This is a genomic window from Rhodospirillales bacterium, from assembly GCA_014323865.1.
Lineage (GTDB): Bacteria > Pseudomonadota > Alphaproteobacteria > SP197 > SP197 > SP197.
In genome coordinates this window covers 93,450-114,449 of the sequence record JACONG010000004.1, presented here as the reverse complement: position 1 = coordinate 114,449, position 21,000 = coordinate 93,450, and the positions used below count along the sequence as shown (strand labels likewise).

At 64.1% G+C, this 21,000-nt stretch carries 23 protein-coding genes; 4 read left to right on the top strand and 19 right to left on the bottom strand.

Features of this window, described 5'->3' with window-relative positions:
• The 4 genes from GDA49_01195 to GDA49_01180 all read right to left on the bottom strand — a co-directional run.
• On the bottom strand, positions 1 to 939 hold a 939-nt coding region (locus GDA49_01195; GenBank protein MBC6439036.1), incomplete at its 3' end, for a hypothetical protein.
• A gap of 34 nt (positions 940 to 973) precedes the next feature.
• Positions 974 to 1,567 carry a hypothetical protein gene (locus GDA49_01190; protein ID MBC6439035.1) on the bottom strand — a complete coding sequence of 198 codons (594 nt, stop codon included), beginning with the start codon at positions 1,565 to 1,567 and terminating at the stop codon, positions 974 to 976.
• Positions 1,568 to 1,714: 147 nt separating this feature from the next.
• On the bottom strand, positions 1,715 to 2,716 hold the full coding sequence (gene mdh, locus GDA49_01185) for a malate dehydrogenase (GenBank protein ID MBC6439034.1): 1,002 nt from the start codon (positions 2,714 to 2,716) through the stop codon (positions 1,715 to 1,717).
• Between the two features lie 26 nt (positions 2,717 to 2,742).
• Complete coding sequence (locus GDA49_01180; GenBank protein MBC6439033.1) at positions 2,743 to 4,242, bottom strand: CoA-acylating methylmalonate-semialdehyde dehydrogenase; 1,500 nt, start codon at positions 4,240 to 4,242, stop codon at positions 2,743 to 2,745.
• Positions 4,243 to 4,741: 499 nt separating this feature from the next.
• Between GDA49_01180 and GDA49_01175 the strand changes: the two genes are divergently transcribed.
• Positions 4,742 to 5,974, top strand: a complete 1,233-nt coding sequence (locus GDA49_01175; protein MBC6439032.1) for an adenylate/guanylate cyclase domain-containing protein — start codon at positions 4,742 to 4,744, stop codon at positions 5,972 to 5,974.
• 199 nt (positions 5,975 to 6,173) lie between these two features.
• On the opposite strand, the gene GDA49_01170 is transcribed toward GDA49_01175, so the two are convergent.
• The 7 genes from GDA49_01170 to GDA49_01140 form a co-directional block, all read right to left on the bottom strand.
• Entirely contained in the window at positions 6,174 to 6,956 is a 783-nt protein-coding gene (locus GDA49_01170) for a succinate dehydrogenase iron-sulfur subunit (protein ID MBC6439031.1), read from the bottom strand.
• Between the two features lie 14 nt (positions 6,957 to 6,970).
• Positions 6,971 to 7,246 (bottom strand): hypothetical protein, encoded by a 276-nt coding sequence (locus GDA49_01165; protein ID MBC6439030.1) that lies wholly within the window; start codon positions 7,244 to 7,246, stop codon positions 6,971 to 6,973.
• Between the two features lie 14 nt (positions 7,247 to 7,260).
• A complete protein-coding gene (locus tag GDA49_01160; GenBank protein ID MBC6439029.1) occupies positions 7,261 to 9,057 on the bottom strand; it encodes a succinate dehydrogenase flavoprotein subunit in 1,797 nt (598 codons plus the stop codon).
• Positions 9,058 to 9,076: 19 nt separating this feature from the next.
• Positions 9,077 to 9,430 (bottom strand): succinate dehydrogenase, hydrophobic membrane anchor protein, encoded by a 354-nt coding sequence (gene sdhD, locus GDA49_01155; GenBank protein MBC6439028.1) that lies wholly within the window; start codon positions 9,428 to 9,430, stop codon positions 9,077 to 9,079.
• A gap of 2 nt (positions 9,431 to 9,432) precedes the next feature.
• A complete protein-coding gene (gene sdhC, locus GDA49_01150) occupies positions 9,433 to 9,831 on the bottom strand; it encodes a succinate dehydrogenase, cytochrome b556 subunit (GenBank protein MBC6439027.1) in 399 nt (132 codons plus the stop codon).
• 126 nt (positions 9,832 to 9,957) lie between these two features.
• The gene (locus tag GDA49_01145; protein ID MBC6439026.1) at positions 9,958 to 11,007 is read right to left on the bottom strand and encodes a MaoC family dehydratase; all 1,050 of its coding nucleotides are present in this window, start codon (positions 11,005 to 11,007) and stop codon (positions 9,958 to 9,960) included.
• The gene (locus tag GDA49_01140) at positions 11,004 to 11,885 is read right to left on the bottom strand and encodes a CoA ester lyase (GenBank protein ID MBC6439025.1); all 882 of its coding nucleotides are present in this window, start codon (positions 11,883 to 11,885) and stop codon (positions 11,004 to 11,006) included. Before GDA49_01140 ends, GDA49_01145 begins: the two co-directional genes overlap by 4 nt.
• An 82-nt stretch (positions 11,886 to 11,967) precedes the next feature.
• Here GDA49_01140 and pdxY point away from each other — a divergent pair, with 82 nt between their 5' ends.
• Positions 11,968 to 12,813: a pyridoxal kinase gene (pdxY, locus tag GDA49_01135; protein MBC6439024.1), complete on the top strand. Its 846-nt coding sequence runs from the start codon at positions 11,968 to 11,970 to the stop codon at positions 12,811 to 12,813.
• Here pdxY and GDA49_01130 read toward each other — a convergent pair whose 3' ends face one another.
• The 8 genes from GDA49_01130 to rpsP form a co-directional block, all read right to left on the bottom strand.
• Positions 12,814 to 13,848, bottom strand: a complete 1,035-nt coding sequence (locus GDA49_01130) for an aspartate-semialdehyde dehydrogenase (protein ID MBC6439023.1) — start codon at positions 13,846 to 13,848, stop codon at positions 12,814 to 12,816.
• Positions 13,849 to 14,096: 248 nt separating this feature from the next.
• Entirely contained in the window at positions 14,097 to 15,206 is a 1,110-nt protein-coding gene (leuB, locus tag GDA49_01125) for a 3-isopropylmalate dehydrogenase (protein ID MBC6439022.1), read from the bottom strand.
• Positions 15,207 to 15,283: 77 nt separating this feature from the next.
• Positions 15,284 to 15,892: a 3-isopropylmalate dehydratase small subunit gene (leuD, locus tag GDA49_01120; GenBank protein MBC6439021.1), complete on the bottom strand. Its 609-nt coding sequence runs from the start codon at positions 15,890 to 15,892 to the stop codon at positions 15,284 to 15,286.
• 12 nt (positions 15,893 to 15,904) lie between these two features.
• Positions 15,905 to 17,314 (bottom strand): 3-isopropylmalate dehydratase large subunit, encoded by a 1,410-nt coding sequence (gene leuC, locus GDA49_01115; GenBank protein MBC6439020.1) that lies wholly within the window; start codon positions 17,312 to 17,314, stop codon positions 15,905 to 15,907.
• An 86-nt stretch (positions 17,315 to 17,400) separates the two neighbouring features.
• Positions 17,401 to 17,784: a 50S ribosomal protein L19 gene (rplS, locus tag GDA49_01110; protein MBC6439019.1), complete on the bottom strand. Its 384-nt coding sequence runs from the start codon at positions 17,782 to 17,784 to the stop codon at positions 17,401 to 17,403.
• Positions 17,785 to 17,812: 28 nt separating this feature from the next.
• Entirely contained in the window at positions 17,813 to 18,544 is a 732-nt protein-coding gene (gene trmD / locus GDA49_01105) for a tRNA (guanosine(37)-N1)-methyltransferase TrmD (protein ID MBC6439018.1), read from the bottom strand.
• A complete protein-coding gene (gene rimM, locus GDA49_01100; protein ID MBC6439017.1) occupies positions 18,537 to 19,091 on the bottom strand; it encodes a 16S rRNA processing protein RimM in 555 nt (184 codons plus the stop codon). The genes trmD and rimM overlap by 8 nt, the downstream gene beginning before the upstream one ends.
• Positions 19,069 to 19,506, bottom strand: a complete 438-nt coding sequence (rpsP, locus tag GDA49_01095) for a 30S ribosomal protein S16 (protein ID MBC6439016.1) — start codon at positions 19,504 to 19,506, stop codon at positions 19,069 to 19,071. Before rpsP ends, rimM begins: the two co-directional genes overlap by 23 nt.
• 233 nt (positions 19,507 to 19,739) lie before the next feature.
• Here rpsP and GDA49_01090 point away from each other — a divergent pair, with 233 nt between their 5' ends.
• Both GDA49_01090 and GDA49_01085 read left to right on the top strand, forming a co-directional pair.
• Positions 19,740 to 20,696 carry an agmatinase gene (locus GDA49_01090; GenBank protein ID MBC6439015.1) on the top strand — a complete coding sequence of 319 codons (957 nt, stop codon included), beginning with the start codon at positions 19,740 to 19,742 and terminating at the stop codon, positions 20,694 to 20,696.
• Positions 20,693 to 20,902: a hypothetical protein gene (locus GDA49_01085; protein ID MBC6439014.1), complete on the top strand. Its 210-nt coding sequence runs from the start codon at positions 20,693 to 20,695 to the stop codon at positions 20,900 to 20,902. Before GDA49_01090 ends, GDA49_01085 begins: the two co-directional genes overlap by 4 nt.
• The last annotated feature ends 98 nt before the right edge of the window (positions 20,903 to 21,000 follow it).

Below are 21,000 nucleotides of genomic sequence, written 5' to 3'. Positions count from 1 at the left end.
ATCCGGGGCTTCGAGACTGCCCGCTGCGACAGCGGCATCAATCGAACTCAAATCCCTGTTCAGCCTGCGAAATCCCCCCTCGGAGATTACTGTATCCTTGCCTACGGCAAATGCATTTCGATGCAATCTGGATTTAAGGGTGAAAGAGGAAACGGAGGGGGATTCGGCACCAGATGCACTGGGGCCATCATCATTCGTCGAACTGACGGCGTAGAACTCTCCGCCTTCAATGTCACTGACAACACTTCCACGACTTCCAGGGGCGAAGTATCTTGACTCAACGGTTCCTGTAAGTGCTCCATGCACCAACAATGTCCCATTGTCATCGTACACCTTGCCTGCCAGATCGGCATCGTAATCACTATAGATACCACTAAAAGCTTTAAGAGTACCATCCAGGGTACTGTTGATCGTCGTTCGATCGATCGTTCCACGACCTCTGAGAGTCCCGCTAAAACCCCGGCCATCAAAATCCTGTACAAATTGGCTTGCCGTTGTCGCGACCGTCCCTGCACCGAAATCGGCGTCGATTGTGAGACTGCCAACGCCGGCAATCTTACGATGTATGCCGCTATAGCCGCTATAACTGTAAACATTGTCGAGCTTGACATATCCTGTCAAGGTGCCTTTCCCATCCGGGAGAGCATCGGGAGCCGCAAGATGACCGGCATCCATTGCTGCACCAATCACGACAAAGTTACCGCGTTCCCTTGCAAAAAGGCTGAAGTCCGAAGGAGAGGTAGCACCAGTCTCTCGAAGTGCAATTGTAGGAGGTGGCGGCGTGCCAAACCTGACGACCGAAACGGGCTTTCCGTTTCCAGTCTGGATAGCGAAGAACTCACCATCTTCTATATTACCACTCCACCCACCTCTATGGGTTCCGGTAACGCCTCCCCGTACCAGCAATCTCCCATGGTGATCGTACACCTTGCCTGCCATATCGGCATCAATGACGACCTTACGGATGGCGACATTACGCCCCCCCCTCTGATGGGGAACGAACGTAGATCGTACCATCCAGGGTACTGCTGATTGTCGTTTCATCGATCGTCCCGCGACCCGAAAGAGCCCCTTTCATGGGAAGCCCCCCGACAGGTCTGTTCGGGTTGGAAACGATAAACCGGCGAAAACCGTTTACAGCTGTCGTGACCCTGCCTGCACCGAAATCGGCGTAGACCCTGAGATTGCCGACGATGTCACGATCACGGTCTTCGGCGACAGGATCGTCCATCCTGTAATATCCCTGCAAGACACCTTTCGCATCCGGGAGAGCATCCGGGGCTTCGAGACTGCCCGCTGCGACAGCGGCATCGATCGAACTCAAATCCCTGTTCAGCCTGCGAAATCCCCTCTCGGAGATTACTTTATCATTGCCTACGGCAAATGCATTTCGAGCAAATCTGGATTTAAGGGTGAAAGAGGAAACGGGGGCTCCGGCACCATCCAGCGTTACTGCTGCTGCGCTGGGGACGCCATCATCCGCATCACTCGCCGAACCGGACGAACTGAACGCGGAAGCCGCTGCGATCAGGATCATGCCTGCCGCAAGGTTCAGAAGTCTGTTCATGTCGATGTTCCTCCCATCAGGTCTTCAGTCGTGGATTCTTCAGTCATGGACTGGTTCTTCAGCCATGTGCCCGTGGCCCGGTTTCCCGATTCGGACATCACGTTGCGGCATCCGACGTTGCACGTCAACACCATACGGCACCGCACGTCAACAATTTTTCCGGGCGCTGTCCTGGCTGCTACCCGAGCCTTCGGCGTTGGCCAGCACACCATCAAGCGCGGCGACAAGACCCTTCACGGCATCGACCGAGTGATCCAACATCGCCTGCTCGTCGGCGTTCAGCTCAAGCTCGACGATGCGCTCGACACCCCCCGCGCCGATCACCACCGGCACGCCGACGTAGAGCCCGTTCAGGCCGTACTGGCCAGTGCACTGCGCCGCGCAGGGCAGCACGCGCTTCTTGTCCTTGAGATAGGCCTCGGCCATGGCGATGGCCGAAGAGGCCGGCGCATAGAAGGCCGAGCCGGTCTTGAGCAGGCCGACGATCTCGGCACCGCCGTCGCGCGTACGCTGGACAATCGAATCCAGCCGCTCCTGGGTCATCCAGCCCATCTTCACGAGATCGGGCAGCGGAATGCCACCGACCGAGGAATAGCGCACCAGCGGCACCATGGTGTCGCCGTGTCCACCCATGACCATCGCCGTGACATCTTCGATCGAGACGTTCATCTCTTCGGCGAGGAAGGTGCAGAAACGCGAGGAGTCGAGCACGCCCGCCATGCCGACCACCATGTTGGCCGGCAGGCCCGAGGCGCGCTGCAGATGATAGACCATCACGTCGAGCGGGTTGGTGATGCAGATGACGAAGGCGTCGGGCGCGTGTTCGGCAATGCCCGCGCCGACCTGGCTGATCACCCTGGCGTTGATGCCGATGAGATCGTCGCGGCTCATGCCGGGCTTGCGCGGCACGCCTGCGGTGACGATCACGACGTCGGCACCCGCGATGGCGCTGTAGTCGTTGGCACCCGACAGCGCGGAGTCGAAGTCCTCGACCGCACTCGACTGCAGAAGATCCAGCGCCTTGCCCTGGGGCACGCCCTCGACGATGTCGAAGATGACGACATCGCCCAGCTCCTTGAGGCTGACGAGATGGGCCAGGGTTCCACCGATCTGTCCGGCGCCGATGAGGGCAATCCTGTTGCGGGCCATGATGATTTCCTCCCGTGTCGTTGTTGTTACTTCAGGACCGGCATGACGAACTCGGCACCCTGGCGGATGCCCGAGGGCCAGCGCTCGGTCACGGTCTTGAGCCGGGTGTAGAAGCGGACACCTTCGGGGCCGTGCATGTGGTGGTCGCCGAAGAGCGAGCGCTTCCAGCCGCCGAAGCTGTGATAGGCGACCGGCACCGGGATCGGCACGTTGACGCCGACCATGCCGATGCGGGCCCGCGCCGTGAAGTCGCGCGCCGCATCGCCGTCGCGGGTGAAGATCGCGGTGCCGTTGCCGTATTCATGGTGGTTCACCATACCGAGCGCTTCTTCATAGTCGTTGGTGCGCACGATCGAAAGGACCGGGCCGAAGATCTCTTCCTGGTAGATCCGCATGTCGGTGGTGACGCGGTCGAAGATCGAGCCACCGATGAAGTTGCCGTTCTCGTAGCCCTGGAGCGAGAAGCCGCGGCCATCGACCACGAGATTGGCACCTTCCTCGACGCCGATATCGATATAGCCCTTCACCTTCTCATAATGCGGGCGGCTCACCAGCGGGCCCATGTCCGCGTCGGAATCATTGTAGGGACCGATCCGCAAGCTTTCGACACGGGGCTTCAGGCGCTCGATCAGCGCGTCACCCACCTTGTCGCCGACTGCCACGGCGACGGATACCGCCATGCAGCGCTCGCCGGCCGAGCCGAAGGCCGCGCCCATCAGCGCATCGCCCGCCTGATCGAGATCGGCGTCGGGCATGATGACCATGTGGTTCTTCGCGCCGCCCAGGGCCTGGACACGCTTACCGTTCGCCGCACCGGTCTGATAGACGTGTTCGGCGATCGGCGTGGAACCCACGAAGCTGACCGCCTGGATGAGCGGATCGGTCAGCAGAACGTCGACCGCTTCCTTGTCGCCGTTGACTACGTTCAGGACGCCCGGATGAGCCCCGGCCTCCTCAAGCAGCTCGGCCAGACGCAGGGAGCAGGACGGCACCTTCTCCGACGGCTTGAGAATGAAGGAGTTGCCGCAGGCAATCGCCATCGGGAACATCCACATCGGCACCATGGCCGGGAAGTTGAACGGCGTGATGCCGGCGACCACACCCAGCGGTGCGCGCAAGGCGTAGCTGTCGATGCCCGTACCGACGTTTTCGCTGAACTCGCCCTTCAGCATCTGGGCGATGCCGCAGGCAAACTCCACCACCTCGAGACCGCGGGTGACCGAACCCACCGCATCCGAGAGGGTCTTGCCGTGCTCCATCGAGGCGAGCTCGGCCAGCTCGTTCATGTGCTCTTCGATCAGCGCCTTGAAGCGGAACATCACACGCGCACGGTTCTGCGGGGTCACCGCGGCCCAGCCGGGCTGCGCCCTGGCAGCGACATGGATGGCCTCGCGCACCTCGTCGACGCTCGCGAGCGGTACCTGGCGGATCACCTCTCCGGTCGCAGGGTTGGTGACATCGCCGAAACGCTCGGAGTTTCCGGCAATCTTCTGGCCGCCGATATAGTGATGGAGCTTATCAGCCATCGAAAATCTCCCCTGCGGCGCCGGCGCCGCCGGTCACGTCACGGGTTGGAAACGGGTGGCTAACCAACCAGCCCGGCCCGCGATTCGCAAGGAGATTCTGGCGTCGGTCAGACGGCCGAGTCGTGGTTCCGACCGATCTCGTCCAAACGCCTGTTCAGGGTCAGGCGATCGAGCGCTCCCATCGGTGGAACCGTGAACAGCGTGATGCGCGCTTCAAGCACCAGACAGGCATCAAGAAAGGCCTTGCGGATCCTCTCGTCACTGCTTTGACGAACGCAGGATCGTCGATAACCCAGTGAGCCGAGATCGGCTGGCCCGGGCAGACCTCACCCGCCACCTTGTCACAGACGATGAAGACGAAATCGTCAAAAACATCCTCAAAAACATTCCAGGCCGAAAGCCGTGCTACATTTGTGTAATCGGTGTGGCGTTCGCGAATCCGAACACAAGACGGCTTGGTGCGTCAGCTCCGCCGTCCCATATTCCGCCGATGAGTGTGATGTCCGAACCGTTGCGAAATCCCAGTCTCGATGCCGCGCTGATCGACGTGGTCGCCGACTGGCTGATGGAACAGGCGCTGGCCGACACGCCGATGACCGAGCTCGTCGAAGGCTGCTGCCGACGCATGCGGGCGGCGGGCGTACCCCTGACCCGTGCGATGGTCGGCTACCGGACGCTGCATCCGCTGTTCGAGGCGATCTGGCTGACCTGGCACAACGGAAAGGGCATCGGCACCTACGAGATGCCGCACGGCGCCACGGGCACACGCGTGTTCCGCGAGAGTCCGTTCTTCCACATGCTCGACAATGAGGTGCCGTTCCTCCGGCGCAAGCTGGAAGGCCCCGACGCGCTCTTCGACTTCCCCGTTCTCAAGGATTTCGTCGACCAGGGCTCGACCGACTATCTCGCCGTCCACGTCAACTTCAGCCGACCCGATATCGACCGGGAGATCGCCGACGGCATGTTGATGTCGTGGCTGACCGACCGGCCCGGCGGTTTCAGCGAAGCCGACGTTCGGGCGATCCGCCGGATCAAGACCCGCCTTGCCGTCGCCTGCAAGGTGCGCATCAAGGGCGAGGTCTCGCGCAACCTGTTGAATGCCTATCTCGGCAACGATCCCGGCGACAAGGTGCTCGGCGGCCACATCCAGCGCGGCGACACAGAAACCGTGCGCGCGGTGATCTGGTACAGCGACATGCGCAACTCGACGCGCCTGGCCGAGGATATGGCGCCCGGCGAGTACATGGCGGTGCTCAACGACGTTTTCGAAGCGACCGCGAGTCCCGTCATCGACAACGGTGGAGAGGTGCTGCTGCTGATCGGCGATGCCGTTCTGGCGCTCTTTCCCTGCCAGCAGATGGGAACCGGACGCGCTGCAGCCGCGGCGGCCGAACGTTCGGCGCTCCAGGCCATTGAACGGCTCGACGCGCTCAATGTGTGCCGTGCCGGCGAAGGCCATCAGCCGGTATCCTGCGGCATTGCGCTCCACGCCGGTGAGCTGACCTACGGCAACATCGGTGTGCCGCAGCGCCTGCAGTTCACAGCGATCGGCCCGGCCGCCAACCAGGTGGCGCGCATCGAAGGATTGACCAAGGTGCTGCAGCGGTCGCTGCTTGGCAGCGCAGCCTTTGTCGAACTGCTCGAGCAGCCCTGGCAATCGCTCGGCAGCCAGGCGCTGAAGGGCGTGCCAGCACCCATCGAAGTCTTTGCACCCGCAGGCGATGGCCACTGATCACGAGACCGAGGGCGCGCGGCACAGGCCGCGCGATCGCCGCAGAATACGGCAGTCGTGTCCCCCACATACATGGCCATCGGTATCGGCGGCGCAATCGTCACCGGCTCGATCTTCGGCCCGATGGTCTGGCCACAGCGCCAAACAAAAGGGCCGGACAGGGTGTCTCCTGTCCGGCCCTTTCTGTTTTCGGTGCCGATCAGCCCTGGCGCTGGACCATCATCTTCTTGGTTTCGGCGATGGCCTTCGCCGGATTGAGGTGTTTCGGGCAGGCCTTGGCGCAGTTCATGATCGTGTGGCAGCGGTAGAGCTTGAAGGGATCCTCGAGTTCGTCGAGCCGCTCGTTGGTCGCCTCGTCGCGGCTGTCGGCGAGCCAGCGATAGGCCTGCAACAGCACGGCCGGACCGAGGTATCGATCGGAGTTCCACCAGTAGCTCGGACAGCTCGTCTGGCAGCAGAAACACAGGATGCACTCGTAGAGCCCGTCGAGCTTCTCGCGCTCCTCGGGGCTCTGCAGGCGCTCCTTGTCGGGCGACGCTGGCGTGTCCCTCCGCATCCACGGCTTGACCGAGGCGAGCTGCTCGTAGGCCTTGTTGAGATCAGGCACCAGATCCTTCACCACGCCCATGTGGGGCAGCGGATAGATCTTCACCTCGCCCTTCACCTCGTCGATCGGCTTGGTACAGGCCAGGGTGTTCGTGCCGTCGATATTCATCGCACACGAGCCGCAGATGCCCTCGCGGCAGGAACGCCGGAAGGTGAGCGAGGGATCGGTCTCGTTCTTGATCTTGATCAGCGCGTCAAGAACCATCGGCCCGCACTTGTCGCGGTCCACCTCGAAGGTATCGAGGCGCGGATTCTCGCCGCTGTCGGGATCGTAGCGGTAGACCTTGAACCGGGTCCGGCGCCTGGCGCCTTCAGGCACGGGATGGGCCTTGCCTTTGCGGATCGCGGAGTTCTTCGGCAGTCGAAACTCGGCCATGGATCAGCAGTCCGTTACTGGGTGTTGAGCTGTTGGCAGTTGGACTTTAGATTAGCCCAGCACATAAGAAGCACATGGTTCAGTTGCAGCGTTAAGGTGCCCATTACTCTGAGGCTACCTCCGGCTCCGTAGAAATCGAAGCTGCCTGCGCCCCCTACCACTTGGTAGCCCTCCTTGAGAGCCTCGGCCAGCGTCAGGTGAGACTCGCGCCAGCCTTCGTTGGCCTCGGCGTGAACCGGCACCAGAGCCAGAAGACCGGCCAGAAGCACGCCAGGTGTCAGACACCGCATTGCTTGTCTCCCTATCAGTAGACCCGCGCCTTGGGCGGGATCGGCTCGACGTCGTTGGTCAGCGTGTTCATGTGAACCGGGCGATAGTCGATCACATGCTTGCCGTCTTCATCGAGCCAGCAGATCGTGTGTTTCATCCAGTTCTCGTCGTCGCGCTCGGTGAAGTCCTCACGGGCGTGCGCGCCGCGGCTTTCCTTGCGGTTCTCGGCGCAGTTGATCGTGACGACCGCCTGGCGCAGCAGGTTCTCGAGCTCCCAGGTCTCCAGAAGATCGGTGTTCCAGATCATCGAGCGATCCGACACGCCGACGTCTTTGAAGCTGGCGAAGACATCGCTCATCTTCTTGCAGCCTTCCTCCAGTGTCTCCTGGGTACGGAAGACCGCCGCGTCGGTCTGCATCGCGCGCTGCATGTCGTCGCGGATACGCGCCGTCGGCGTGCCGCCGCTGGCGTGACGTAGCCTGTCGAGCCGGGCCAGCGTAGCTTCGCCCGCATCCTTCGGCAGGTCGCGCTTGGCCGCACCGGGTTCGACCACCCTGGCCGCACGGATCGCAGCGGCGCGCCCGAAGACGACGAGATCGAGCAATGAGTTGGAGCCCAGGCGGTTGGCACCGTGAACCGAGACGCAGGCCGCCTCGCCGGACGCCATCAGGCCCGGGACAACCGCATCGGGATCGCCGTCGCGAAGGGTCACGACCTCGCCGTGATAGTTCGCCGGGATGCCACCCATGTTGTAGTGCACCGTCGGCAGTACCGGGATCGGCTCCTTCGTGACGTCGACGCCGGCGAAGATCCTGGCGCTCTCGGAGATGCCCGGCAGACGCTGCCCGATGATCCCGGGATCGAGATGGTCAAGCTTGAGGAAGATGTGGTCCTTGCCGTCGCCCACGCCGCGGCCGTCCCGGATTTCCATGGTCATCGAGCGCGACACGACATCGCGGCTGGCGAGATCCTTGGCCGACGGCGCGTAGCGTTCCATGAAACGTTCGCCTTCGGAGTTGACGAGATAACCGCCCTCGCCGCGCACGCCCTCGGTGATCAGGACGCCGGCACCATAGATGCCGGTGGGGTGGAACTGCACGAACTCCATGTCCTGGAGCGGCAGACCGGCGCGCAGAACCATGCCGTTGCCGTCGCCTGTGCAGGTATGCGCCGAGGTGCAGGAGAAGTAGCAGCGCCCGTAACCGCCGGTCGCCAGGATTGTCGTCTGCGCGTTGAAGCGGTGGATCGTGCCGTCTTCCAGGCACCATGTCATGACACCGCGACAGGCACCCTCGTCGTCCATGATGAGGTCAAGCGCGAAGTACTCCAGGAAAAACTGTGCCTGGTTGCGCAGAGATTGCTGATAGAGCGTGTGCAGAATGGCGTGGCCCGTCCGGTCGGCCGCAGCACAGGTGCGCTGGGCCGTGCCCTTGCCGTATTCGGTGGTCATGCCGCCGAAGGCGCGCTGATAGATCTTGCCCTCGGGCGTACGCGAGAACGGCACACCGTAATGCTCCAGTTCGATGACCGCGGCCGGCGCCTCCTTGCACATGTACTCGATCGCGTCCTGGTCGCCGAGCCAGTCGGAACCCTTGACGGTATCGTACATGTGATAGCGCCAGTCGTCGTCACCCATGTTGCCGAGCGCGGCCGAAATGCCGCCCTGCGCCGCCACGGTGTGGCTGCGGGTGGGGAACACCTTGGTGATGCAGGCGGTGTGAAGACCGGCTTCGGCCAGGCCCAGCGTGGCGCGCAGACCCGCGCCGCCCGCGCCCACGACGATGACGTCGTAGCTGTGGTCGATGATGGTGTAGGCGGGCGTGGCGTTCATGGCACAAACGTCCCTTGACTCAGGAAGCCAGCATGATGATGGAAACGGTTCCGGCGACGGCCAGGAAGATGGATCCCAGCGTCAGGGCGATGATGAGGCCGACCTTGACCGGCTCGTTGTGGACGTAGTCCTCGATAACGACCTGCAGCCCGAGCTTCATGTGATAGATGCCGGCGATGATCAGCAGGACGAGCGCGATCGGCGTGAAGGGAATCTGCATCAGTGCGACGAACTCGCGATGGGTCGCGTCGGCCAGATTGGGCAGCAGCCCGACGAGGAAGATCACGAGCGGGATCAGTGCAATCGCGGTCAGGCGCTGATGCCACCAGTGTGAGGTACCCGACTTGGAGGGGCCGAGTTTGCGGTTGGACATGCTCACAACTCCCCGAGCGCGGTCAGGCCGAATATCCAGATGACCGTTGTCAGCAGGACCGTCCCCAGCATCACCGCCCAGCCGGTCCGTGTCACGGTCTCGAGTTCGAAGCCGTGCCCGGCATCCCAGAACAGGTGCCGAATGCCGTTGAGCAGGTGGTAGACGAGGCAAAGCGAGAAGGCGAAGAGGAAGAGATAACCCGGCCACGATCCCGCCCAGGCCTGCACGATGCCGTACCACTCGGGCCCGGCGGCCGCGGCCATCAGCCACAGCACAAGAAACACTGCACCGAGCGACAGGACGATGCCCGTTGCGCGGTGTGAGATCGACAGAACCGAGGTGATTTGCGGCCTGTAGACCTGCAGATGGGGCGACAAAGGCCTGTCGTGCGTCTCGGCCATGAACGTCTCTCCTTGCAGAGCCTGATACGGACGCGGGCGCCGACCGGCTCAATACTGCACTGCAACCAGACTACCCGAATTTAGGCGGTCTGTCCTGTCAGGGTCAACGACACCTTCGGCAGAAGGTCAGCCCCGCGGCATCAGCCCCCAATAGTCGAGGTCCAGAACCTTGTCGGGGTGGTCCCTGCCGCCCTCACCGGTATCTGGAAGGTCGTCGCAGGGATGATTCCTGGTCGCCACCGTGCGGATGCGGACGGCACCCAAGTCGTTCCGTCCGGAAATCTCGGCCTTTTCGAGGATTTCCGACCAGGCGTAGACCGTATCGCCGGCGAAGGTCGGAGCTGTGTGGCGCCCGCCGTTCAACCCGACAATGCGGAAGACGTTTGCCAACCCGTTGAAGCTCAGTGCGCGCGCCAGGCTGATGATATGGCCGCCGTAGATGATGCGTTTGCCGAAGCGGGTCTCCGACGCCCGGTGCCGGTCGAAATGGACCTTGGCTGTGTTCTGGTAGAGCCGGGTCGCCATCTGGTGCTCGGCTTCCTCAATCGCCATGCCGTCGACATGGTCGATCCGCTCTCCGACCGAGATGTCGCCCCAGCCGCGCGCATCCCCGGCCGCGGTGCGATCGTAGCCGGAGCAATCGAGATTGGCGGGAACGTTGAGCGTGGCGGCATCGACGGCTTCCGGCAGGTCGGGCACCTGCGGTTCCGGCGCAGCGCTGGCGGGGTTCGCCTTGTTGACCATGACCCAGCGGACGTACTCCAGCACGGTCTCGTCGCGCTGGTTCGTGCCGGTCGAGCAAACCCAGATGACACCGGCCTTGCCGTTTGAAAGCTCGCGCTTGCCCAGCACCTTCGACACTGTCTTGAGCGTATCGCCGGGATAGGCCGGCACGCCGAAGCGGCCGTCGGCATAACCCAGGTTGGCGATGGCGTTGAGCGAGACGTCGGGCACGGTCTTGCCGAAGACGATGTGGAAGACCAGGACGTCGTCGATCGGGCTTTGCGGCAGGCCGCAGGCCCGGGCGAAGGTGTCGGCCGAGTGGAGGGCGAAGCGGGACCCGGTCAGCGCCGTGTAGAGCGCGACGTCACCCGTGGTCACCGTGCGCGGTGTGGCGTGGGTCAGCGTGTCGCCGACCTCGAAGTCCTCGAAGAAGTTGCCAGGCTTTGCGCTCATCCTGCGGCCTGCACACGTTCGATCGCTTCGGCCAGCTGCAGAATGCGCTTGGCTTCGGCGACATGCAGGTTCTCGATCAGCTTGCCGTCAACGACGACCACGCCCTTGCCTTGCTCGGCTGCCTCGGTGTGCGCATCGATGATCCGGCGCGACCGTACGACCTCGTCATCGGTCGGACCGAACACGTCATTGGCGGCGGCGATCTGCCTGGGATGAATCAGAGTCTTGCCGTCGAAGCCCATGTTGTGGCCCTGGTGGCAGATCTCCTCGAACCCATCCATGTCGCCGAGGTCGAGGTGGACCCCATCCAGGATCGAGATGTTGAAGGCGCGCGCGGCGAGCATGCAGATGCCCAGGCTGGTGATCATCGGCAGGCGATCGCGGGTGTGCTGGGCGGTGAGATCCTTGGTGAGGTCCGACGTGCCCATGACCAGGGCACCGATGCGCGGGCTCGCGGCGGCGATGCGCTCGGCATGGAGCATGGCGAGCGGCGTTTCCATCATGCACCAGACGGCCATGTTCTCCGGTGCACCGGCAACGTCCATGATCGAGAGCACCTCGCGGATGTAACCCGCGCCCTCGACCTTGGGCAGCAGAAGCGCGTGGGCGCCCGAACGGCAGGCCTGGACGATGTCGTCGCGGCCCCAGGGCGTCGCCATGCCGTTGACGCGGATGACGATCTCGCGTTCGCCGTAGCCGCCGCCCTTCACGGCCAGGCAGACCTGCTGGCGCGCATGTTCCTTGGCGTCCGGCGCCACGGCGTCCTCAAGGTCGAAGATCAGACCGTCGGCATTGAGCGTCCTGGCCTTCTGCAGCGCCCGGGCGTTCGAGCCCGGCATGTAGAGCACGCTGCGTCGTGGCCGGATCGTGCGCGGCATGAAGCATCCCCTGTCGTGTCGTTTTGCGGCCGTACTATAGTCGCGGCCCCGGAGCGGGCAACCGCAGGAGGGCCGAAGGCTCATGGACATTCTCACCATTCAGTCGCATGTCGCGCGCGGCCACGTCGGGCTCAACGCCGCGACTCTGCCGCTCCAGCTCCTGGGCTACGAGGTCGACGCAATTCCGACCGTCGTCTTCTCCAACCACCTGGGCTGGAAGGAGTTCACGGGCCGTGCGCTGGACCTCGACTGGATCCGCGACCTGGTCGACGGCGTCGCCGCACGCGGCCTCGACGACTGCCAGGCCATGCTGACAGGATTCATCGGCGGCGCTGAACTGGGCGCGGTGGTAATCCATGCCCTTGATACGTTGCGTGCCGCGAACCCGGATGCGCTCTATGCCTGCGATCCCGTGATGGGCAACGAGGACGGGTTCTTCGTGCAGCCCGGCGTGCCGGAGTATCTCAGGGATCACATCGTGCCCCAGGCCGATATCCTCTTCCCCAACCACATGGAGCTCGAGTTCATGGTAGGCCGCACCATCGGCACGATCCCGGAGGCACTGCAGGCCGCCCGAGAAGTGCAGGAGATGGGCCCGAAGACGGTGGTCGTCACATCGCTGGAAGCCCGTGCCGGCTTCCCCGACACCATCCCCGTCGTCGCCGTCGATCCGACGGGTGCCTGGCAGACCGCCGTCGGCCGCCTCGACGTGCCGGTCGACGGCGCCGGCGACCTCGTCGCTGCCATCTTCACCGCAGCGACGCTGAAGGGCGCACCCCTGCCCGACGCCCTGGCGCACGCAATCAGCGCAACCCACGGGGTCATGCGCCGCACAGTCGAACTCGGCCTGCCGGAACTGGCGCTGGTGGCGGCGCGGAGCGAGATCGAGCGGCCGAGCGAACCTGTCGCGATCGAACCGATCGTCTGATCAGCGCGCCCTGTCGAGCGCGCCCTGGAGGTGGCAGCGGTCCATTTCCTCGGCGATCTGGACGGCGTTCAGCGCCGCACCCTTGCGCAGGTTGTCGGAGACGACCCACAGGGCGAGGCCGTGCTCAACCGTCGGGTCCTGACGCAGGCGGCTGACGTAGACGGCGTCCTCGCCGGCGCAGTCCTTCTGGGTGACGTAGCCACCGGCCTCGCGCTCGTCGAAGACGATGACGCCGTCGGAGTCCATGAGCTGCTCGCGAGCGTCGTCTTCCGAGAGCGGGTTCTCGAACTCGATGTTGATCGCCTCGGCATGGCCGACGAAGACCGGGACACGCACGCAGGTCGCGTGCACGGCGATGGCGGGATCGAGAATCTTCTTCGTCTCCGTCACCATCTTCCACTCCTCCCTGGTCGAGCCGTCGTCCATGAAGACATCGATATGGGGGATGCAGTTGAAGGCGATTTCCTTCTGGAAGACATCGGGCTCGTAGCTCTCGTTCCAGAACTTCTTCTTGGTCTGCTCGTATAGCTCGTCCATACCCTTTTTGCCGGCCCCGCCCGTGGCCTGATAGGTCGCCACGATGACGCGCCTGATCGTCGCGAGATCGTGCAGGGGCTTGAGCGCAACGAGCATCTGGATCGTCGAGCAGTTGGGGTTCGAGATGATGTAGCGGTTCTCGAACATCTCCAGGTGATGCGGATTCACCTCGGGCACGACGAGCGGGATGTCTTCGTCGTAGCGGAAGCGCGATGTGTTGTCGATCACGATGCAATCGGCTGCCGCGGCACGCGGGGCGTGGATGTCGGAAACCTTCGCACCGGGAGAAAACAGCGCAATGTCGGTGCCCTTGAAGTCGTAGGTCTCAAGGTCCTGGCATCTGAGGGTGGCATCGCCATAGGACACCTCGCGCCCGATCGAACGCGACGACGCGAGCGCGACGACCTCGTCGGCCGGGAAGTTTCGCTCGGCAAGGATCGACAGCATCTCGCCACCCACGGCGCCCGAAGCGCCGACGACCGCAACCTTGTAACCCATCGTCTTCTCCATACCCGTCGGTACCGCTGATATGGGCTCTCCGACGGCTCTCACAAGGACAACAAAAAAGGGCCTTGCGGCCCCTCGGTTCAAACACGTTCGTCAGGCTGAACGGGCCGCGGGGTCAGCCTGCCTTGATCGTGGCGGTGGTGGTTTTCGTGCAGCCGGTTGTATCCGCGCCGGCCTTTGCCGGGCGGTGTGCCGTGATCATTTTGGCTGCACGAATCATGATGGCGCGTTCTCTACGCTCACGCGGCCTGCTTGTCCAGTTCGCGGATCAGCGCGTCCGACATGGTGCTGGTCGAGACCCTGGCCTTGCCGTCCTGCATGATGTCGGCTGTGCGCAGACCGCTCGCCAGGATGTTGGCGACGGCGTTGTCGATCAGGTCCGCATCCTCCTGAAGATCGAAGCTGTAGCGCAGCATCATCGAGAAGCTCGACAGGGTGGCGAGCGGGTTGGCGAGGTCCTTGCCGGCGATATCGGGCGCGGAACCGTGGACCGGCTCGTAGAGAGCGGGGATCAAACCGCCCTGCCCGGCACCCAGCGAAGCCGAGGGCAGCATACCGAGCGAACCCGTCAGCATGGCCGCGCAATCGGACAGGATGTCGCCGAACATGTTGGTGGTGACGATGACGTCGAACTGCTTCGGGTCGCGCACGAGCTGCATGGCCGCGTTATCGACATACATGTGCGAGAGCTCGACGTCGGGGAACTCCTCGGCGCCCAGCCTCGTCATCTCCTCGCGCCACAGCACGGTCGATTCCATGACGTTGGCCTTGTCGATCGAGCACAGCCGCCCCTGGCGCTTGCACGCGAGATTGAAAGCGACACGGCCGACACGGCGAATCTCCGAGGTCGTGTAGACCAGCGTGTTGAAACCCCTGCGTTCGCCGTTGCCCAGGTCCTCAATGCCGCGCGGCTCGCCGAAATAGATGCCGCCGGTGAGTTCGCGCACGATCATGATGTCGAGGCCTGAGACGATCTCGGTCTTGAGCGTCGAGGCCTCGGCCAGTGCCGGAAACACAACCGCGGGACGGAGATTGGCGAAGAGCCCCATCTCCTTGCGAATCCTCAGCAGGCCGCGCTCGGGCTTGAGCGAAAAATCGATGTCGTCCCACCTCGGACCACCGACCGCACCCAGCAGGACCGCATCGGCGGCCTTGGCCTGCTCCAGTGTCTCATCGGTCAGCGGCGTGCCGTGCACGTCGTAGCTCGCGCCACCGATCAGGCCCTCCTCGACGTCGAAACTGAGCTCACGGCGCTTGCCGAACCACGCGATCACGCGACCGACGACTGCCGTGACCTCGGGACCGATCCCGTCGCCAGGCAACATGAGGAGCTTCTTGTTGGCGTTCATCGCAGTCCCCGCGTTTCCGCTTCGGTTGCGCTTCCCGTGCTTCTGGTAGTGCCGCCAGCCCTTGATATGCCGACGACTCAGAGCCACGGACGATCCTCGCCCGTCTTCGCTTCATAGGCGGAGATGTCCGCCTCCTTCTGCAGGCTCAAGCCGATGGGGTCGAGCCCCTCCAGCAGGCGATGCTTGCGCTCGGGCTCGATGTCGAAGGCGCTGGTCGAACCGTCGGTACGCGTGATGGTCTGGGCATGAAGATCGACAGAGAAGCGTGCGTTGGGGCCGCTCTCCCCGGCTTCCTTCAGCAGCTCGTGCACCAGGGCGTTCGGCAGCTCGATTGCCAGGATCCCGTTGTTGACGCAGTTGTTGAAGAAAATGTCGGCATAGCTCGGCGCAATGATGCAGCGGATACCAAAATCGGCCAGGGCCCAGGGCGCGTGCTCGCGGCTCGAGCCGCAGCCGAAGTTGTCTTCGGTAATCAGGATTTCGGCCGAGCGATAGGGCTCGCGGTTCAGCACAAAGTCCGGCTTTTCGCTGCCGTCGTCGTTGTAGCGCATCTCATCGAACAGATGCGTGCCGAGGCCGGTGCGCTTGATCGTCTTCAGATACTGCTTCGGGATGATCATGTCGGTGTCGACGTTGATCATCGGCAGCGGCGCGGCAATGCCGTCGAGGCGGGTGAACTTTTTCATCGCAGCCTCCTCTTAGTCGGCCATCTGGCGCACGTCGGTCAGCGTACCCCTGATCGCGGCGGCCGCGGCCATGGCCGGGCTCACCAGATGGGTTCTGCCGCCACGACCCTGACGGCCTTCGAAGTTGCGGTTCGAGGTCGAGGCGCAGCGCTCGCCGGGGCTGAGCTTGTCGGCGTTCATGGCGAGACACATGGAACAGCCGGGCTCGCGCCAGTCGAAGCCGGCCTCGATCAGGATGCGGTCGATGCCTTCCTCCTCAGCCTGCTTCTTCACGAGGCCGGAACCGGGAACCACCATGGCATGGAGGCCGTCGGCCACCTTGCGGCCCTCGGCCACCTGCGCCACGGCCCGCAGGTCCTCAATGCGTCCATTGGTGCAGGAGCCGATGAAGACGCGGTCGATCGGGATGTCGGTCAGCCGCGTGCCGGGCTCCAGGCCCATGTAGGCCATCGAACGTTCAATCGCCGCACGATGGTCCTTGTCGCGCGCGTTTGCGGGATCGGGTACGGATCCCGAGATCGGCAGCACGTTTTCCGGGCTGGTGCCCCAGGTCACCTGCGGCTCGATGTCGGAGGCCAGCAATTCGACCTCGCGGTCGTAGGTGGCACCGGGGTCGGACGGCAACGAACGCCACCATGCGACCGCCTTGTCCCAGTCGTCGCCCCGAGGCGCCATCGGCCGGTCGTTCAGATAGGCGATCGTGGTCTCGTCGGGCGCGATCAGGCCGGCGCGGGCACCGCCTTCGATCGCCATGTTGCAGACCGTCATGCGGCCTTCCATGGTCAGGCCGCGCACGGCCGATCCGGCGAACTCGATGACATGGCCCGTGCCGCCGGCCGTGCCGATAGTCCCGATGATCGCGAGCACCACGTCCTTGGCGGTGACGCCGAGCGGCAGGCCACCGTCGACGGTGACACGCATGTTCTTCGAGCGATGCTGAACCAGCGTCTGCGTGGCGAGCACGTGCTCGACCTCGGACGTGCCAATACCGAACGCGAGCGCGCCGAAGGCGCCGTGTGTCGCGGTGTGGCTGTCGCCGCAGACGATGGTCATGCCCGGCTGGGTGAAGCCCTGCTCGGGTCCGACGATGTGAACGATGCCCTGGCGCGGGTCGTTCATGTCGTAGAGTTCGATGCCGAACTCCTCGCAGTTCGCCGTCAGGGTCTCGACCTGAATGCGACTTTCCTCGTCATCGATACCCTTGCTGCGGTCGGTCGTGGGCACGTTGTGGTCAGCGACGGCCAGCGTCGCGCCAGGACGCCGCACAGAGCGCCCGGCCGTGCGCAGGCCATCGAAGGCCTGCGGGCTCGTCACCTCATGCACGAGATGGCGGTCGATGTAGAGCAGCACGGTGCCGTCGCCGTTGTCGGCGACGACATGGCTCTCCCAGATCTTGTCGTAGAGCGTCTTGGGCGTGGTCATGTCAGTTCCCATCCGGGTCCCGGACCGCGAACGGGACTGGCGTCCTCACCGCCCCCGGTGGGGGGCACACGGTCCCGCAAAGGAGCTCAGGCTTCAGCCTTGCGGCCGCGGTCGTCGCGCTTCTCGGCGATACGGGCCGCCTTGCCGGTCCGGCCACGCAGGTAATAGAGCTTGGCCCGACGCACGTCGCCGCGGCGCACGACCTTGATCTCGGCAATGCGCAACGAATAGAGCGGAAAGACCTGCTCGACACCTTCGCCATAGGAGAGCTTGCGCACGGTGAACGAGGAGTTCAGACCCCGGTTCTTCCGCGCGATGCACACGCCCTCGTAGTTCTGAATACGCTCGCGGGTGCCTTCCACCACGCGCACCGCGACACGCACCGTGTCGCCGGGGCCGAAGTCCGGAATGGTCTTCTCAGCCGTGAGCTGTTCGATCTGCTGCTGCTCGATCTTCTCGAGAATGTTCATCGTTGCGTCCTCCGCCGGCATGCAGCCGTTACTCGTCGTCCACCGTCCTTGCACGTCGGTAGCGCCGCCAGAGATCGGGCCTGCGCTTCCGGGTTATCCGTTCGGCCTGCTCGTGCCGCCATTGCCGCACCCGCTCGTGGTGTCCCGACAGAAGCACATCCGGCACCTCGCGCCCGTCCCAGGGATTGGGCCGCGTGTAGTGCGGATACTCGAGCAGACCGGTCTCGAAACTCTCGTCCGCCAATCCGTCGGGCGCACCGACAACCCCCGGCAAGAGCCGGACGCAGGCGTCGATGAGCACGACCGCCGCCGGTTCGCCGCCCGAGAGGATATAGTCGCCGATCGAGACTTCTTCGAGCCCCCGCGCCTGGATCACACGCTCGTCCACGCCCTCGAAGCGGCCGCACACAAGCACCAGACGGCGTAGCGCACAAAGATCACGCACGCGCGCCTGGTTCAGCGGGGCGCCGCGTGGCGAGAGATGGATCAGCGCTTCGTCCTCACCTCCGGTGGCCGTGGCATCAATGGCCCTGGCCAGAACGTCGGGCCGCATAACCATGCCGGGCCCGCCGCCGAAGGGAGCGTCATCAACGGTGCGGTGCTTATTACCGGCAAAATCCCGAATGTCCACCGTTTCCAGCGCCCACAGACCCGATTCCAGCGCTTTTCCCGGCAGCGATGCGCCCAGCGGTCCCGGAAACATCTCCGGAAACAGCGTCAGCACCGTCACGGACCACGGATTCGCTGCCGATTCAGGCATCGTCGAGCACCCCCGCGGGTGGATCGATCACGATTCGTCCGCCATCAAGGTCGACCACCGGCACGTTCTCGCGGGTGAACGGCATCAGAAACGAATCGCGCCTTGCCGTATCCAGGATCTCGATCACGTCGCCTGCCCCATGGTCGAAGAGAGCCTTCACCGTTCCCAGTTCGCGGCCGTCGGCGTGATCGACCCGGAGGCCAATCAGGTCGTGGTGGTAGAACTCGTCTTCAGCGGTGTCCGGCATCCTGCTGCGCGGAACGTAGAGCCTGGTGCCGTTCATGGCCGCTGCCGCATCACGGTCGGCCGTGCCGTCGATCCTGACGACGACCTGGCCCGGTTTCGGCGTTGCGATCACGCACACATCAAGGGGTCTGCCGTTCGGGCCGGCATGGAGCGGGTTGAACGACGCAATCTCGGCCGGGTTCTCGTTGAAGCAGGTCAGGTGCATGGCACCACGGACGCCCTTGGGTGCCCCGACTATGGCAAGGCAGATCCAGTCCTTCGGGTCCGCCGTCGACGCCTCAGGAGGCGTTCTCCTCGGCATCGCCCTCACCGCCTTCCACAGCGGCATCGCCTTCGGCCTCGGCGGCCTCAGCAGCGGCCGCAGCCTCCGCCTCGGCAGCTTCAGCAGCTTCCTCGGCGGCCTTCGCGGCCGCTTCGGCCTCGCGAGCCTTCTGCTTGCCCGAACCCCTGGTGCGCTCGGGCATCGGAATGATCTCGGCATTGGCCAGGAAAATGGCCACCCTGTCGGTAGGCGTCGCGCCCTGGCTGAGCCAGTGCTTCGCCCGATTCAGATCCATGGTGAGACGCTCGGGATGATCGGCCGGCAGCAGAGGCTGGTAGAGGCCGATGCGCTCGATAAAGCGGCCGTCACGCGCGGAACGCGAATCGGCGACGACGATGCGGTACATGGGGCGTTTCTTGGCCCCGCCACGAGACAGGCGAATCTTCAACGACATCGACAGTCAGTCCTTCGTGTCACGTGCCTGCTTCGGCACCGTCCCGTCTGAATTTTTCGGGGGCGGTCGCCGCCGACGGCAGCGCGTCTTGAAACCTTGGGATATGGGGCACGCTCCATAGTGCCCGCAAAGCCGTTTGGCAAGCCCGGAATCAACGGGGTTCCGGGCGTTGCCAGCCACCGACTGCCAGGCTACCAGACACGTGCAATCGCGACGACAAGGGAGAGAACTGCATGTCGGGTCCGGGTGATTTCAAGCCGTTCGATTCGGGCGTTACGCCGCGCTACCAGGAACCGGCCACGTTCATGCGCTCCCGGCGCCATCCGATCGGCCCCGATATCGACATCGCACTTGCCGGCGTGCCTTTCGATCTCGGCGCGACCTACCGCCCGGGCGCACGCCACGGGCCGGCTGTGACCCGCGAGGCGAGCCGCCTGATTCGCGCGGTGAACCCGGCCACCAAGGTGGCACCCTTCCGGCTCTGCAACATCGCCGATGTCGGGGACGCACCGAGCCACCCGATGAAGGTCGAGGAAAGCTGCGACATGATCCAGGGCTTCTATGAAGAGGTCCATGCGGCGGGCGCATGGCCGCTGTCGGTCGGTGGCGACCACACCGTGCCACTGCCGATCCTGCGTGCCATTGCCAGGGACCGCCCGCTCGGTCTCTTTCATGTCGATGCCCACGCCGACACCTTCGACGACTTCATGGGCACGAAGATCAACCACGCCACCTTCGTGCGCCGCGCCGTCGAGGAAGGTCTGATCGATCCCAGGCGTACGATCCAGGTGGGTCTCAGAGGCACCCGCTACGGCGACGACGACATCGGCTACGGCAACGAAGTCGGCATCACCATGGTGCCGATGGACGAATACGAAACGATGGGGCGCGAGGCGTTCATCAAACTGGCGCTCGAGGTGATCGGCGACCAGCCCTGCTATCTCACGATCGACATCGACGGGCTCGACCCGCGCGACTGCCCGGGCACCGGTGTGCCCGAGCCCGGCGGGATCGCCATGCGCGACATGCAGGTGATCCTGCGCAGTTTCCGCGGCATCAACGCCGTGGGCGGCGACATCTGCGAGGTCTCGCCGCCGCACGACCCGATCGGCATCACCTTTGTGAACGTTGCCAACCTGATGTTCGAAATGGCCTGCCTGATGGCCGAGAACCGGAGCAAGGCGTCATGACGCCTGAGTGGAATGTCGACGGCCGTATCGTCGTCAACCGGAAGACATGCGACTGGCAGCCCTGTCCCGCCATCGAGGGCGAGAACACCGACCTGATGTGGCATCCGATCCGGGCCGAGCCCGGGCCGGGCGGCAGTGCCAAGCGGCATCACCATGCGGGCCGGGAAGAATTCGTCGTGCTCGACGGCGACGGGGATGGGCGATGAGAACGGTCATCGTGACGGCGCTCATGACGCCTCGCCTTGCCGGACGTGTGTAACGAGAGCCGGTATTCCGCATCGGCGGCCCCTCGGGCGGTGTCCGG